Here is a 15,441-nt window from a genome sequence, read left to right on the forward strand (position 1 = left end):
GGATTCATATCATGATGGAACTGATCATGAACGATATATTGGGTACACCGGCAATTCTCATCGGTTTGTTTGCACTGGCCGGTTTACTTTTGCAGAAAAAATCAGCCGCAGATACCGTGTCAGGCACCTTAAAAACAACCATGGGTTTTGTCATATTAGGAGCAGGCGCAACGGTCGTGTCTGATTCACTTGGAGTTTTCCGAAAAATGTTTGAAGCAGCATTTCACATTCAAGGAGTTGTGCCAAATACAGATGCCATGGCAGCCATTGCTCAAAAGGAATTCGGAACACAGACAGCTCTCATTATGATTTTTGGCATGCTGGTCAATTTGTTATTGGCAAAATTCACGCCCTTTAAATACGTTTTTTTAACAGGACACCATACCTTGTATATGGCTGCAATGCTCGCAGTCGTTCTCTCGACAGGTGGAATGAAAGGAGCGTTTCTTGTCACCACCGGTTCGATTATATTAGGAACCGCTATGGTCATTGCACCCGCTATTCTTCAGCCATTCACAAGGAAAGTCACTGGAAGCGATGATCTTGCGCTTGGACACTTCAGTACCTTCGGTTATTTTACAGCGGGAATGATTGGAAAATGGATCGGTCGTTCAGAGAGATCAACAGAAACCATTCAAGTGCCTAAATCACTCGGCTTTCTACGAGATACATCTGTGGCCATTTCAATCACGATGGCTTTGCTGTTCTTTGCGATTGCACCGTTTGCTGGGATTCCCTTTATAGAACAAATGAGTGGGGGCACGAACTTCGCTGTCTTCATTCTCATTCAGGCGATAACCTTTGCTGCTGGTGTGTACATTATTTTAGCCGGGGTACGGATGGCAATCGGTGAAATTGTGCCTGCTTTCAAAGGAATTGCCGATCGGTTTGTGAAAGGGGCAAAACCGGCACTTGATGCACCAACCGTTTTTCCATTTGCTCCAAATGCAGTCATTATCGGTTTTTTATGCAGTTTTGCAGGAGGCATTGTATCTATTTTTCTTTTACCTTTGTTTGGTTTAACTGTCATCGTTCCTGGTCTTGTCCCGCACTTTTTTTGCGGCGCTACAGCAGGAGTGTATGGTAATGCAACTGGAGGCGTGAGAGGGGCTGTCGCTGGGGCCTTTGTGAATGGATTACTTCTTTCCTTTTTACCCGCTTGTTTATTACCTGTGTTAGGAACCCTTGGTTTTGAAGGGACAACTTTTGGAGATACAGACTTTGGTATCATCGGAATCTTAATTGGATTGATCAAGCTTTTATTTCAACTGTAAAAAGGAGGCTTCTGAGAATGACAGCCATTTTTTCACCTTCACTGATGTGTATGGATTTAACGCACTTCCGCGAACATATTCATATTCTCAACACAAGGGCAGATCGATATCATGTCGATGTCATGGATGGTCATTACGTGAAAAATATCACCTTATCACCCTTTTTCATAGAACAGCTTCGAAAACTAACAGATCGACCCATTGATGTGCATCTTATGGCAGAATCCCCCCAAGAATTTTTAATCGATGCCTGCATTGATGCAGGGGCAAGCATGATCTGCTTACACCCAGAGGTTGTGCAAAGAGACGTTTTTAGGATCATTCGGCATATTCATCAAAGAGACTGTGAGGTCGGATTTGTCTTAAATCCGGCCACACCAATTGAAGCATTAGATTCCTATCTACATTTAATAGACCGAGTGACGATCATGACGATTGATCCAGGCTTTGCAGGTCAGCCTTTTATTAAAGAAATGCTTCAGAAAATTAAACAGGTGAAAGCGGTAAAAGAGAAGAGAGGATACTCATTTTCAATTGAAGTAGACGGCTCTTGTAATGAGCACACGTTCCGGCAGCTTGCTGAGGCAGGAAACGAGATCTATATTATCGGAAACTCAGGTTTATTCGGCCTTCACCAGCAACTCGACACGGCTTGGGAGACAATGAAGCAATTGTTTTCAAAAGAAACAGCCTCAATTGAATCACGTGAGTAAAAGAGGATGAAACAACCCTCTTTTTTTACGCAATTTTACTAAACTTTTGCATCCAACCAAAACATGCTCAAAAATAAAATAAAAAATCACAAATCCACACTTGAAAGCGCTTCATCAACGTGGTATTCTTCAAATATCTTTAGTAAATATTTAGTCAAAAACCAAGAGGAGTTTGCCTATGACCACACTCAAAGATATTGCTCATGATGCAAAAGTGTCCGTTTCTACTGTATCCCGTGTGTTAAATGGCGATCAAACCCTTGCCGTTTCTTACGCAACAAGACAAAACATCCTCGACATTGCAAAGAAGTTAAACTATACCCCCGTGAGAGCAAGAAAAGCCGATCAAGCAGAGGAAAAAAGCCCATCTGAATCCCCAGTCATCGGTATCGTAGTCGCTCAATCCATTGACGAAGAATTAAATGATCCCTTTTTTTCATCGATTCGAAAAGGAATTGAAAAAGAATATGCCAAACAAGGGCTGTCTACCCTTCATACCTTTCGCCTGAGAAGCATGGATAAAGGTGCGATGCTAAAAGATATTGACGGTTTGATCGTCATTGGACGAATCAGTCCTGATACGGTTGAAAAAATGACTAATCGAATGGAACACATTGTTTTTATCAATCATTATGCGGATGAGGATTTGTATGATTGTGTACATGTTGATTTTGTCAGAGCGGCAGATCGAGCAATTCGCCATTTGCAATCACTTGGCTATACACATCTAGGCTATATTGGCGGAAAGGAGCGTGAGCATTATTTCGAAGGGAATGCTGTGATTGAGGACGAAAGACAAACGACGTTTATGAAGAGAATGCAAGAAGCAGGTGGTCTTCATCTGGATGACATCCATATTGGGGAATACTCCATGCAAGAAGGCTATTCGCTCATGAAGCAAGCCATAACAAATGGAAACCTGCCACAAGCCTTTTTTATCGGAAGTGATTCAATGGCGATTGGCGCAATGCGCGCGCTCAATGAAGCCGGTCTGCGTGTTCCTTTAGATGTATCCATTGTTGGGTTTAATGACATTGAAGCAGCTTCATTTTCAAGCCCGCCACTTACAACCGTCAAAGTATATACAGAAGAAATGGGGGAAGTCGGTTTGAAGCTTTTGCTTGAGAGAATAAACGGCAGAAAGCTTCCTCTAAAAGTCGTCGTGCCAACCAAACTCATCGAAAGAGGCAGCACATGCCTCATCCATGAAAGGGGGTGAACCCGAGATTTCAGCAAACAAAAAAGAGACAAAAAAGCAGAAAGCAAGCTGCTTCGCATGATGGCCAGATCATGCGAAGAACAAGGCAGCCTACCTGGATGCTCTCTTATCTCTTTGAAAAGAATAGAATTCCAGTATAATGGACTTCTTTTGTTTCCGCAACTGCATGAATTCTACCGATTATCGTCTGAATTTTCAGTGATCAAAAGGAGGAAACCATGAATAAAAAAATCATGCTGCTCACTGCGGCCTTTGTCTTGACCATTTTTTTGTCTGCTTGCAGCAATAGCGGTACGTCTGAAGCAAACGGAAAGGTCACCTTAACTCTCTTTTCGACGATGAGCAACAGCGGGGAGAGAAAAGCGTTTGAAGAAGTGATTCGTGAGTTTGAAAAGGAGCATCCACATCTTCGAATCGATGCCAACTTCCCAGGCAACAGCTATGAAGATACGATTCGTGTCAAAATGGGGGCAAACGATATGCCGGATCTGTTTGACACACACGGCTGGGCCAAACTTCGCTATAGCGAGTATGTCGCTGATCTAAAAGAGATGAATTGGGTGAAACAACTTGATCCTTCACTCGATCAAATTTTAAAGGATCAAGATGGCAAAGTATACGCATATCCGCTGAATCAAGCAAAAGACGGGATTAGCTTTAATGCCTATCTATTAAAGGACTATGACATTGAGGTACCTAGAACACTTGATGAATTCCAATCGGCTTTGCTGACAGTGAAGAAAAAGAGCAAAGGAGAGGTTGTGCCGCTCTGGATACCAGGAGGAGACAACTCAAATATCGCCCAAGTCTTTGATGAACTCGCCACACCTTTATTGATCACCGGTCCAAACCATCGCTACGGAAAAGAACTTGAGAACGGATCATTTGATTGGTCTCTCTATACACCGCTTGCACAGTTCATAAAGGACTTGAAAGATCAAGATCTTTTAAACAAAGATGTCCTCACAGCAAAACTATCTCAAGCACCTGAACTGATGGCACAAAACAAAATAGCCTTCACCTTTGTCGGAGGCTCTTTAGGACCTGAAGCATCTGAACTCAATCCATCGATCAAAGTCGGCACGATGCCAGTTCCATCTATTCATGAAGGAGATAAACAAAGCTGGATTGGAGGAGAACGGTTTACGGTCGCTGCATGGAAAGACTCCAAACATCTAAAAGAAGCAAAACAATTCATTGATTTTCTCGCAAAGCCTAAAAATGCGAAAAAAATCGCAGAAGGCACCTCATCTGAAGCAGCCTTAAAGCAAGTAAAAGCAAAAAACTATTATTCTACGTTTTACGATCAATACGAAGAGGTGAAGATTGAACCGTATTTCGATCGAAAATACTTACCAAGCGGCATGTGGGCAGTCATGGCAACATCGGGTCAAGAATTATTAGCAGGCTCCATCACACCAGAACAATTATCGAAGAAGATGGAAGAGGAATATAAGCGTCTGAAAAAACAATAGCAGGCGCATGCTGAAACAGGAGTGAAGCCAATGAATGACATCACAAAAACTCAGCAGCCAGCCGCATTCACCTCTTTACCGAAGCAGAAAATGAAAAAAAGCCAAAATTCATCCCTTTGGTGGATGTACTTGCCTGCTGTTCTCGTTGTCAGTACCTTTATCATTTATCCTTTTTTGAACGGCATTCAGCTATCCTTTACGAATTGGAATGGGTTTTCACAAACTTATGAATGGATTGGGCTTGATCAATATAAACGTCTGCTTCAGGATCCAGCGACATGGCTTGTTGTTAAAAATACGCTTCTATACGGAATCGGGAGCACCATCTTACAAAATATCATTGGACTAGGATATGCTCTTTTATTAAATCAAAGCTTAAAGATGAGAGCGATCACAAGAACAGTTGTCTATTTACCTGTCATGATTAGTCCGATTGCGATGGGCTATATTTGGTATTTTGTGTTTGCTTACCAAGGCGGTGCCTTAAACGATGTGGTGGCGCTTTTTGGATTTGATCAAATGAATGCGCTCGGCAATCCGCAATTAAACACATGGATCATTGTGCTCGTCAACACCTATCAATTCGTCGGGATTGCGATGATCATTTATTTAGCAGGACTGCAAAGCATTCCTAAGGATTATTATGAAGCCGCACAATTAGACGGCGCATCCAGCCTCCAGCAATTCAGGCGAATCACATTGCCGCTCCTTATACCGTCTATTACCATTAATGTTGTGCTGAATGTCATTGGCGGGCTCAAGCTCTTTGATGTCATTGTGGCGCTTACTGGCGGCGGACCGGGAGATTCCTCACAATCAATGTCGACCTTTATGTATGATCTGTATTTCAAACGTCAGGATGCAGGCTATGCAGCAACGCAAGGGGTTTTCATGGCGGTCATCATCCTTGTCATTAGTGTCGCAGCGCTGATGTATTTCAAACGAAAGGAGACCGAGGTGTGATGGAAAATGCTTTTAAACGTAAGAAGAGATGGTACTCCTTCCTCGCCCTTTTGGTGACATTGCTTCATCTCATTCCATTTTATATCTTGGTGACGACATCATTAAAGGGGATAGGAGATTTCAGTTCAAAATGGCTGTTTCCAAAAGTGCTCCATCTTGAAAACTTTCGCACGGCATGGACAGAGGCTCAGCTTGGCCAATCCTTTTTGAATACCGTGATCATTACGTTCAGCTCTGCTGTATGCCTTATCTTTCTTGGCTCTCTTGCAGCCTATCCGCTCGCAAGAAGAAACACAAAACTGAATAAAGCAGTTTATGTTTTATTCATCGCCATTATGGTCATTCCACCACTCACAGCCCTTGTCCCGCTCTATAAAATGGTCGTTCAGATCGGGATGATGAACACCTATCAAATCGCTATTTTAAATAATGTCGCTGCTTTTTTACCGCTAACCATTTTCTTATACGCAGGCTTTATCCGGTCGACCATTCCAAAGGAGCTTGAAGAAGCAGCCCGTATTGATGGAGCGGGGACATTTAGAGTTTTTTTCACCGTCGTTTTTCCGCTTCTGAAACCTATTACCGCTTCTGTTTTAATCATTGCCTGTGTGTATATTTGGAACGACTATCAATTTGCCATCTTCTTTTTGCAAGATAAAGAGATGCATACACTCACAGTCGCCCTATCCCATTTTTTTGGTCAAAATCAACATCAGCTCCAGCTCGTTGGTGCCGCTGCGCTCATTGCGATGCTGCCAATGGTGACGATGTTTTTACTGTTGCAAAAATATTTTATCGCAGGGCTTTCACAAGGCTCTGTCAAAGGGTAGTTCCACATATTTGATGTTAAAAGGAGAGTCGTCTATGTCTAAAATTACATTTATCGGTGCAGGGAGTACCGTATTTGCTAAAAATATATTAGGAGATTGTTTGTTCGTCCCTGCACTAAGCGGTTTTGAATTCGCTTTATATGATATCGACCATAAGCGGCTGAAAGAATCAGAAACGATGCTCCGCCATTTAAAAGAGAACTACGGTGCACATGTGACCATTAAGTCCTATCACAACCGAAAGGAAGCCTTAATGGATGCAAAATATGTAATCAATGCCATCCAGGTTGGAGGCTACCGGCCAAGCACCGTGATTGATTTTGAGATTCCAAAAAAATATGGGTTAAGACAAACGATTGCAGATACGGTTGGCATCGGCGGCATCTTCCGCTTCCTCCGAACAATTCCTGTGATGCTTGATTTTGCAAAGGAGATGGAAGAGGTTTGCCCAAATGCTTTATTGTTAAATTACACAAATCCAATGGCCACACTGACAGGTGCGATGCTGCGCTATACACCGGTTCAAACGGTAGGTCTTTGTCATAGCGTGCAAGTGTGTACAAAGGATCTATTTGAATCACTTGAAATGGATCATGAAGGCATTGAAGAAAAAATTGCTGGCATCAATCATATGGCGTGGTTATTAGAAGTGAAACGGGACGGAAAAGATTTGTACCCAGACATCAAAAGAAGAGCGAAAGAAAAGCAGAAATCACGGCATCATGATATGGTACGTTTTGAGCTGATGGATAAATTCGGCTACTATGTCACTGAATCCTCAGAACACAACGCCGAATACCACCCTTATTTTATCAAATCGCGCTATCCAGAATTGATCGGTCAATTTAATATTCCACTTGATGAATACCCGAGACGCTGCGAGGAGCAAATCAACAACTGGAATACCATGAAGCATGACCTTGTGGGCAATACACAGATCACACATACTCGCTCAAAAGAATATGGTTCTCGTATCATTGAAGCGATTGAAACGAACGTTCCCTTTAAATTTGCCGGGAATGTGCTGAACACAGGCGGTCTCATTCACAACCTGCCTGAAAAAGCGTGTGTCGAAGTGCCGTGTGTTGCAGATCGGAGCGGCATCATGCCATGCTATGTCGGAGAGATCCCTGAACAACTGGCTGGGCTCAACCGAACCAATATCAGCTCACAGCTCATGACAATTGAAGCAGCAATCAGCGGCAAAAAAGAGCACATTTATCAAGCGGCATTACTTGATCCACACACAAGCGCTGAACTATCGATTGATGACATCATCAAATTATGCGATGAACTCATTGAAGCACATGGTGAGATGCTCCCGCATTTTTCAGAACCGAATCAATATACCGCATCAACCAACTAACAGAAATAAACCAGCCTCTACCTGATGCAACGCGCATCAGGTTTTTTTATGCTGCAAAAAGAGGATTGACTGAAAGCGTTTTTAATATTATGATTTTTCTAAAGTTGATCAAAAGTTAACCAAAAAATCACCATGAATGAATCGCATTCGGGAATCATATCTCACAAACAAAGGGATAGGCGTCAACCTTTCACACGTTAGAGCAAGCTTTTATCACAACGTAAACCAAAACGACAATAATATTTGACAAAGAGTGTATACAGATGGGCGCCCATTAGATGAGACAATGACAACCAAACACATCCTATAAGCATGACATTTTTTCATAAAAAGGAGAGAGGGAACATGACCAAAACAGATGTACAAATGTTGAAAAATTATATTGGCGGACAATGGATTGAGGCAGAAACTAGTCAAACAGAGGCAGTATATAACCCAGCTACTGGCGAGGTCATCGCAGAAGTGCCGCTTTCAACAAAAAAAGATGTCGAACGTGCGGTACAGGCAGCACAAGAAGCATTTACCACTTGGTCAAAAACACCCGTTCCCCGCCGCGCGCGCATTTTATTTAAATATCAGCAGTTACTCGTTGAAAAATGGGATGAGCTGGCTGAACTCGTAACGCTTGAAAACGGAAAAAGCATAACAGAAGCAAAAGGAGAAGTGCAGCGAGGAATTGAATGCGTCGAATTTGCCGCTGGTGCACCAACCTTAATGATGGGAAAACAATTACCAGATATCGCATCTGGACTCGAATCTGGCATGTACCGCTATCCAATAGGCGTCATCGGGGGGATTACACCATTTAACTTTCCGATGATGGTCCCTTGCTGGATGTTTCCGCTTGCCATTGCCTGCGGAAATACGTTTGTTTTAAAACCTTCAGAGCGCACGCCGATTCTTGCCGCACGTTTAGCCGAACTATTTGAAGAAGCAGGTCTTCCAAAAGGTGTTCTCAACATTGTCAATGGGGCTCACGATGTTGTCAATGGTCTGCTTGAACATAAAAAGGTCAAAGCCATTTCATTTGTCGGCTCTCAACCAGTCGCAGAATACGTCTATAAAAAAGGCACAGAGCATGGCAAACGTGTCCAAGCACTTGCAGGAGCAAAAAATCACTCCATTGTCCTCAAAGATGCAGATTTAGACGCGGCAACGAAACAAATCATTGGTGCTGCCTTTGGATCAGCCGGAGAGCGCTGCATGGCCGCGGCCGTTGTCGCTGTGGAAGAAGAAGTGGCAGATGAGCTCATTCAAAAATTAGTTGATGAATCGAACGAGCTCGTCATTGGAAACGGAATAAATGAAGAGGTCTTTCTTGGTCCAGTCATTCGAGAGGAACATAAGGAGCGAACGCTTCAATACATTCAGTCAGGGATTGAAGAAGGCGCAAGTCTCATTCGAGATGGCAGAAAAGATCACGAAACAAATGGAAAAGGGTATTTCGTTGGACCAACGATCTTTGACCATGTGACAAATCAAATGAAAATTTGGCAGGACGAGATTTTCGCCCCAGTCTTATCAATTGTTCGTGTCTCTTCACTGACAGAAGCGATCGACCTGTCCAATCAATCAAAATTTGCAAACGGTGCCTGCCTGTACACAGACAGTGCATCAAGCATCAGAGAATTCCGCGAAAACATCGAAGCAGGGATGCTCGGCGTCAATATCGGTGTTCCCGCACCAATGGCATTTTTCCCGTTTTCCGGCTGGAAGGATTCTTTCTACGGGGACTTGCACGCCAATGGAACAGACGGGGTGGAGTTTTATACAAGAAAAAAAATGGTGACCGCGCGTTATATATGATCAACAATCATGAATAAGCTAAGAAAATGCAGTTCTAAAAGGAGAACTGCATTTTTTTGTTGTCTCCTAGTCAAAAAGTAAGGGTTTTCATCGTTGTTTTAGCAGCGATTCGCCCAAGAAATCATCCTTTGTATTCATTCTTCATCAGCGTCTATCAACATAATTTGAAATTGGGCGTAAACCCCAATATTAGGAAGATGAAAACAGGAGGAAAATGACACGATGAGAAAGAGGATGAAGTGCGGTTTAGGTTTATTGATTCTTGCTTTGGTACTAAGCTGTATACCTGTATATGATGCGAGTGCAGCAAGTACCCCCATTGCAAAACGAGTAGGAAATGCAAATCCGCTCATAGACCATCACCTGGGGGCGGATCCGTTTGCGCTCACCTATAACGGAAGAGTGTACATTTATATGTCGAGCGATGACTATGAGTATCACAGCAATGGAACGATTAAGGACAATTCTTTTGCAAATTTGAATAGGGTTTTTGTCATCTCTTCCGCGGATATGGTGAACTGGACAGATCACGGAGCGATTCCAGTAGCAGGTGCCAATGGGGCGAATGGCGGGAAAGGAATTGCCAAATGGGCAGGCGCTTCTTGGGCTCCAGCCGCTGCGGTGAAGAAGATCAATGGGAAGGATAAATTTTTCCTCTATTTTGCTAACAGCGGCGGAGGGATTGGCGTCTTGACAGCGGACAGCCCGATTGGTCCTTGGAGAGATCCTATCGGAAAAGCGCTCGTCACGCCAAATACACCAGGGATGGCTGGTGTTGTATGGCTGTTTGATCCAGCCGTATTTGTAGATGATGACGGGACCGGTTATTTATATGCCGGAGGAGGCGTTCCAGGCGGTTCAAATCCAACGCAGGGACAATGGGCCAATCCTAAAACAGCAAGAGTTCTGAAGCTAGGGCCTGACATGACAAGTGTGGTCGGCAGTGCATCAACCATTGATGCCCCTTTTATGTTTGAAGATTCGGGAATGCATAAGTATAACGGTACCTATTACTATTCCTATTGCATCAATTTTGGAGGCTCCCACCCAGCAGATAAACCACCAGGCGAGATCGGTTATATGACGAGCTCAAGTCCTATGGGTCCCTTTACGTATAAAGGACACTTCTTGAAAAATCCGGGTTCATTTTTCGGTGGCGGCGGTAACAACCATCATGCTGTGTTTAATTTTAAAAACGAGTGGTATGTCGTGTATCACACACAAACGGTGAGCTCTGCCTTATACGGAGCAGGGAAAGGCTACAGATCTCCGCACATTAATAAGCTTGTGCATAATGCTGACGGCTCCCTTCGAGAGGTTGCAGCCAATTTTGAAGGCGTTAAACAGCTTTCCAACCTAAATCCTTATCAGCGGGTAGAAGCTGAAACGTTCGCTTGGAATGGACGCATTTTAACAGAGGCCTCCTCAGCACCTGGTGGGCCAGTCAATAATCAGCATGTCACAAATATTCAAAACGGCGATTGGGTGGCTGTCAGTAATGTCGATTTCGGATCGATGGGTGCCAGAACCTTTAAAGCCAATGTAGCAGCCGCTTCAGGCGGACAAATTGAAGTACGTCTTGGCAGTCCAGACGGCAGAATTGCCGGAACACTCAATGTCCCTTCCACAGGTGGAAACTGGCGAGAAATAGAAACAGCAGTCAACGGGGCAACGGGAGTACACAATGTATTTTTTGTCTTCAAAGGAAATGGTTCCAGCCTATTCCAATTTGATTCCTGGCAGTTTACTCAAAGGTAAACAAAACTGGTTGATGGGAGAGTGGGAAAATTTGATGTCCATAATCAAAAAACCAATTTGCACTGTATTGGTCTGCTTCACTATGTTGTCTGTCATATTTTTAGGGCCTGGGGTAACTGAGGTGTCAGCGGCAGATGCGAATATTAATGTCAATGCGGAAAGACAAGTGATCCGCGGCTTTGGCGGAATGAACCACCCGGCTTGGATTGGTGATTTGACCGGCCCTCAAAGGGATACCGCCTTTGGCAATGGACAGAATCAGTTAGGATTCTCCATTTTACGGATTTATGTAGACGAGAACAGAAATAATTGGCAGAGAGAAGTCGCCACCGCCAAAAGAGCGATAGAGCACGGCGCTTTGGTGATCGCTTCGCCTTGGAATCCTCCAAGCCATATGGTAGAGACTTTCAACCGTAATGGTGCGTCTGCAAAGCGGCTGAGATACAATCAATACGCCGCATATGCTCAGCATTTGAATGATTTTGTGACATTCATGAAAAATAACGGCGTCAATCTCTATGCCATTTCTGTACAGAACGAGCCTGATTATGCACATGAATGGACATGGTGGACACCTCAGGAAATCCTGCGATTCATGAGAGAAAATGCTGGCTCCATTAATGCACGTGTGATTGCACCAGAATCTTTTCAATACCTTAAAAATATCTCAGATCCTATCTTAAACGATCCGCAGGCGCTTAGTAATATGGACATTCTCGGTGCCCATTTGTACGGAACCCAAATCAGCCAGCTTCCGTATCCTCTTTTCAAACAAAAAGGAGGGGGAAAAGAGCTGTGGATGACAGAGGTCTACTACCCGAATAGTGATAACAATTCAGCAGACCGCTGGCCAGAGGCATTAGGGGTATCAGAGCATATTCACCATTCAATGGTGGAAGGGGACTTTCAAGCGTATGTATGGTGGTACATCCGCAGATCATACGGTCCTATGAAAGAAGATGGAATGATTAGCAAGCGTGGATACAACATGGCGCATTTCTCCAAGTTTGTGCGTCCAGGGTTCGTCAGAATTGATGCAACGAAAAGCCCTGAACCGAATGTTTTCGTCTCAGCCTATAAAGGAAACAATCAGGTCGTCATTGTCGCGATTAACAAAAACAATGCAGGAGTCAATCAACATTTTGTTATTCAAAACGGAACTGCTTCACAAGCGTCAAGATGGATCACGAGCAGCAACAGTAACCTTCAGCCTGGAACTGACTTAAACATATCAGGAAATCAATTTTGGGCACATCTCCCAGCTCAAAGTGTGACAACATTTGTGGTCAAACGCTAAAAAACAACAAAAGCCAATTTTCTCATTAAAAAAGAAAATTGGCTTTTTTCTGTGTAAATAGAAAGTTGATTTTTCACGACGTCTCCACTTTGGGTATAATAATAACAATGACTTCAGGAGAGTGATCATAATGCCAAAACTTCAAAGCAAAGTCTTGATTATAGATGACGAAAAAGAAATCTTAGAATTAATCCATACCGTATTAACAAGAGAAGGCATTGATCGGGTGATAACAGCTTCAACTGCCCGTGATGGGCTCTCGCAATTCCACCAAGAACAACCCGATCTCGTCATACTGGATATTATGCTGCCAGACGGTGAAGGCTACGATATTTGCAAACAAATCAGAGACGTCTCGCATGTTCCGATTATCTTTTTATCAGCAAAGGGAGAGGAATCAGACAAAATTGTAGGACTTGCCATTGGCGGTGATGATTATATTACAAAGCCGTTCAGTCCAAAAGAAGTCGCCTATCGGGTAAAAGCCCAGCTTAGACGGTCGTCATACTTACAGCCTTCTCAACCAGATCCCATCATCAAAAAAGGGCCATTTGAGTTAAACGAGCAGCAAGCGGAACTGACGAAAAACGGAGCGGCGATTGAGCTCACTCCGAAAGAACTTATGTTGATGACCTATTTTTTGCAGCACCCGAATCGCGTGATCAGTAAAGAAACGCTTTATCAAACGGTTTGGGGAGAGGATTTCTTCGGTTCTGATAATACGGTGATGGTTCATATACGAAGACTTCGAGAGAAAATAGAAAATTCCCCATCTACACCAGAATTTCTCGTGACGGTTAAAGGACTTGGCTATAAATTTGTTGTAAAGGATGCATAAAGATGAAATGGCGATTAACAGGCAGATATATGGTCTCTGTCATTATCGTGACCATTATCACGGTCTTTATTAACTTATTTGGATTCATGATTTGGCTTATACTACAAGCAAGCAGCCAGCAAAACGAAGAAAATACGCCCGAAACCTTCACAAGAACATTTGAACAATACATCACCTTGTCCGATCAAGATATCACTGTGAGTAAAGAAGGACAGCAAGCCTTAAAACAACAAAATGCATGGATTCAAATATTAGACGAAAATGGACAAGATGTTTATCATGCACAAGCACCTAAAGGCTTAAAAAGCAAATACACACCTATAGAAATCGTAAACTTACATAAATATAAAGATAAGCAATTGATGTCGACGATCTATGCTGGGGGGAAAAATGGAAAGGGCAAGGAATACAGCTACTTTATCGGATTTAAGGACCCTTCCATCGGAAAATATTTATTTTCTTTTGATACGAAAGACTTAATAGCGCAATTCAATATCGGGACGATGATTTTATTATCGATTGATGCCATCATTGCCTTATTCATTGGATACTTATTCAGCCGTCAGCTCATCAAACCGCTCGGTCGTGCCATTTATGGCATCCAGCGGCTCGCAAACGGAGATTATACGACAAAGCTGCCAACTAAGGGTATATATAAAGATGTTTTCTATAATGTCAATCACTTATCAGAGCAGCTCGCTTCAAGTCAAAAAGAAAAAGACAAATTAGAGCAAATGCGGGAAGAGTGGATCAGTCATATTTCTCATGATATTAAAACACCATTATCCTCTATTCAAGGCTATGCAGAAATCATGAAAGATCCGAATTATCCTCTTTCAGATCAAGACATCAAACATTATGCCAGCATCATAGAGAATAAATCACTGTACATCAAAGATGTCATGGAGGATCTAAATTTAACCACAAGGCTGAAAAATAACGATGTGATGCTGCATAAAGAGCTGGTGAACATTGTGCCATTGCTGCGTGAAACGTTAATTGATATCCTCAACGATTCTAGATATGCAGATCAAACCATTGAGCTGCAAACGAATGTAGACAACCTTATGCTGAATATTGATACGATCCTCATACGAAGAGCGGTCACCAATCTCATTTTAAATGCCCTTCTTCACAATGATGCTGATGTGAAAATCATTGTACACCTTGAACAAAAAGAACATACCCACATCACAATTCAAGACAGCGGCAAAGGAATTGAAAAGGCAGAGCTAGAAAAAGTGTTTGACCGCTACTATCGAGGGACGAATACAGGAGGGACACATGCAGGCTCTGGTCTTGGAATGGCGATTGCAAAAGATATCATCCAAAAACACGGCGGAGATATTACGATACAAAGTATGATAGGGGAAGGAACAACGATTGATATCCAATTACCCGCTTGAACGGACATACAAAGAAACGGTTCTGCTTCATCACAGAACCGTTTTTCCATCTATTATTCTGAAAACACTTTAATGCCTTTCACAATGTTCCAAATGAAGAAGTAGATCGCCACAAGGAATGTCACAGCATACGTTGCAATTAAGAACGGACCAGCATGACTGATATCGTTCATGCCAAGTAAACCTGAACCGGCAATCCCAATACCGAAAATCAAATAAGGAATAACATGCGTCCATAGTGACTTTTTCGCATGATACTTTACTTCATCCTTTCCTAAGAAGTAGACGATAATCGGAAACAGAAACGGTGCAAAAAAGATACTGAAGTAACATAATGAAGACAAAATTTTATTTTCTCTCAAAACTTTTCACCTCTATGATTGATTTAGAAGAGAGGACCATTTGACTCATCCCTCACTTCCTTACAAGCCCATTGTACAACCTCAACCTTAACTTGTATTAATCCGAACCTTACAGCAACCTTAAAAATGTTAAA

Annotated in this window: 13 protein-coding genes; 12 read left to right on the forward strand and 1 reads right to left on the reverse strand. The window is 42.8% G+C overall.

Annotated elements, in window-relative coordinates:
• Positions 1-11 precede the first annotated feature (11 nt).
• From ulaA to SB660_RS16340, 12 genes are all read left to right on the forward strand, one after another.
• A complete protein-coding gene (gene ulaA, locus SB660_RS16285) occupies positions 12-1,274 on the forward strand; it encodes a PTS ascorbate transporter subunit IIC (RefSeq protein WP_339165769.1) in 1,263 nt (420 codons plus the stop codon).
• Between the two features lie 17 nt (positions 1,275-1,291).
• The gene (gene alsE / locus SB660_RS16290; protein WP_306012208.1) at positions 1,292-1,987 is read left to right on the forward strand and encodes a D-allulose 6-phosphate 3-epimerase; all 696 of its coding nucleotides are present in this window, start codon (positions 1,292-1,294) and stop codon (positions 1,985-1,987) included.
• Between the two features lie 178 nt (positions 1,988-2,165).
• Positions 2,166-3,206, forward strand: coding sequence for a LacI family DNA-binding transcriptional regulator (locus SB660_RS16295; RefSeq protein ID WP_410583332.1), 1,041 nt, complete (start codon positions 2,166-2,168; stop codon positions 3,204-3,206).
• A gap of 218 nt (positions 3,207-3,424) precedes the next feature.
• On the forward strand, positions 3,425-4,681 hold the full coding sequence (locus SB660_RS16300; RefSeq protein WP_339165767.1) for an ABC transporter substrate-binding protein: 1,257 nt from the start codon (positions 3,425-3,427) through the stop codon (positions 4,679-4,681).
• Between the two features lie 30 nt (positions 4,682-4,711).
• A complete protein-coding gene (locus tag SB660_RS16305; RefSeq protein WP_061408030.1) occupies positions 4,712-5,644 on the forward strand; it encodes a carbohydrate ABC transporter permease in 933 nt (310 codons plus the stop codon).
• Positions 5,644-6,474, forward strand: a complete 831-nt coding sequence (locus tag SB660_RS16310) for a carbohydrate ABC transporter permease (RefSeq protein WP_268498350.1) — start codon at positions 5,644-5,646, stop codon at positions 6,472-6,474. The genes SB660_RS16305 and SB660_RS16310 overlap by 1 nt, the downstream gene beginning before the upstream one ends.
• A 34-nt stretch (positions 6,475-6,508) precedes the next feature.
• Entirely contained in the window at positions 6,509-7,840 is a 1,332-nt protein-coding gene (melA, locus tag SB660_RS16315) for an alpha-glucosidase/alpha-galactosidase (protein WP_169056611.1), read from the forward strand.
• Between the two features lie 345 nt (positions 7,841-8,185).
• Complete coding sequence (locus tag SB660_RS16320) at positions 8,186-9,646, forward strand: CoA-acylating methylmalonate-semialdehyde dehydrogenase (RefSeq protein WP_339165766.1); 1,461 nt, start codon at positions 8,186-8,188, stop codon at positions 9,644-9,646.
• 222 nt (positions 9,647-9,868) lie between these two features.
• On the forward strand, positions 9,869-11,404 hold the full coding sequence (locus SB660_RS16325) for a glycoside hydrolase family 43 protein (protein ID WP_339165765.1): 1,536 nt from the start codon (positions 9,869-9,871) through the stop codon (positions 11,402-11,404).
• Between the two features lie 31 nt (positions 11,405-11,435).
• Positions 11,436-12,701, forward strand: a complete 1,266-nt coding sequence (gene xynC, locus SB660_RS16330) for a glucuronoarabinoxylan endo-1,4-beta-xylanase XynC (protein WP_339165784.1) — start codon at positions 11,436-11,438, stop codon at positions 12,699-12,701.
• 130 nt (positions 12,702-12,831) lie between these two features.
• Positions 12,832-13,539, forward strand: coding sequence for a response regulator transcription factor (locus SB660_RS16335; protein WP_061408016.1), 708 nt, complete (start codon positions 12,832-12,834; stop codon positions 13,537-13,539).
• A gap of 2 nt (positions 13,540-13,541) precedes the next feature.
• Entirely contained in the window at positions 13,542-14,945 is a 1,404-nt protein-coding gene (locus SB660_RS16340) for a HAMP domain-containing sensor histidine kinase (RefSeq protein ID WP_410583336.1), read from the forward strand.
• Between the two features lie 53 nt (positions 14,946-14,998).
• On the opposite strand, the gene SB660_RS16345 is transcribed toward SB660_RS16340, so the two are convergent.
• The gene (locus SB660_RS16345; RefSeq protein ID WP_058015632.1) at positions 14,999-15,307 is read right to left on the reverse strand and encodes a magnetosome magnetite crystal formation protein family; all 309 of its coding nucleotides are present in this window, start codon (positions 15,305-15,307) and stop codon (positions 14,999-15,001) included.
• Positions 15,308-15,441: the final 134 nt, after the last annotated feature.

The sequence above is a fragment of the Bacillus sp. SIMBA_005 genome, from assembly GCF_046535585.1.
Taxonomy (GTDB): domain Bacteria; phylum Bacillota; class Bacilli; order Bacillales; family Bacillaceae; genus Bacillus; species Bacillus pumilus.

Excerpts from the sequence above, each read along its gene's own strand:
- ulaA (WP_339165769.1), top strand. The coding sequence starts at position 12 with ATGATGGAACTGATCATGAACGATATATTGGGTACACCGGCAATTCTC.
- alsE (WP_306012208.1), top strand. The coding sequence starts at position 1,292 with ATGACAGCCATTTTTTCACCTTCACTGATGTGTATGGATTTAACGCAC.
- SB660_RS16295 (WP_410583332.1), top strand. The coding sequence starts at position 2,166 with ATGACCACACTCAAAGATATTGCTCATGATGCAAAAGTGTCCGTTTCT.
- SB660_RS16300 (WP_339165767.1), top strand. The coding sequence starts at position 3,425 with ATGAATAAAAAAATCATGCTGCTCACTGCGGCCTTTGTCTTGACCATT.
- SB660_RS16305 (WP_061408030.1), top strand. The coding sequence starts at position 4,712 with ATGAATGACATCACAAAAACTCAGCAGCCAGCCGCATTCACCTCTTTA.
- SB660_RS16310 (WP_268498350.1), top strand. The coding sequence starts at position 5,644 with ATGGAAAATGCTTTTAAACGTAAGAAGAGATGGTACTCCTTCCTCGCC.
- melA (WP_169056611.1), top strand. The coding sequence starts at position 6,509 with ATGTCTAAAATTACATTTATCGGTGCAGGGAGTACCGTATTTGCTAAA.
- SB660_RS16320 (WP_339165766.1), top strand. The coding sequence starts at position 8,186 with ATGACCAAAACAGATGTACAAATGTTGAAAAATTATATTGGCGGACAA.
- SB660_RS16325 (WP_339165765.1), top strand. The coding sequence starts at position 9,869 with ATGAGAAAGAGGATGAAGTGCGGTTTAGGTTTATTGATTCTTGCTTTG.
- SB660_RS16335 (WP_061408016.1), top strand. The coding sequence starts at position 12,832 with ATGCCAAAACTTCAAAGCAAAGTCTTGATTATAGATGACGAAAAAGAA.
- SB660_RS16340 (WP_410583336.1), top strand. The coding sequence starts at position 13,542 with ATGAAATGGCGATTAACAGGCAGATATATGGTCTCTGTCATTATCGTG.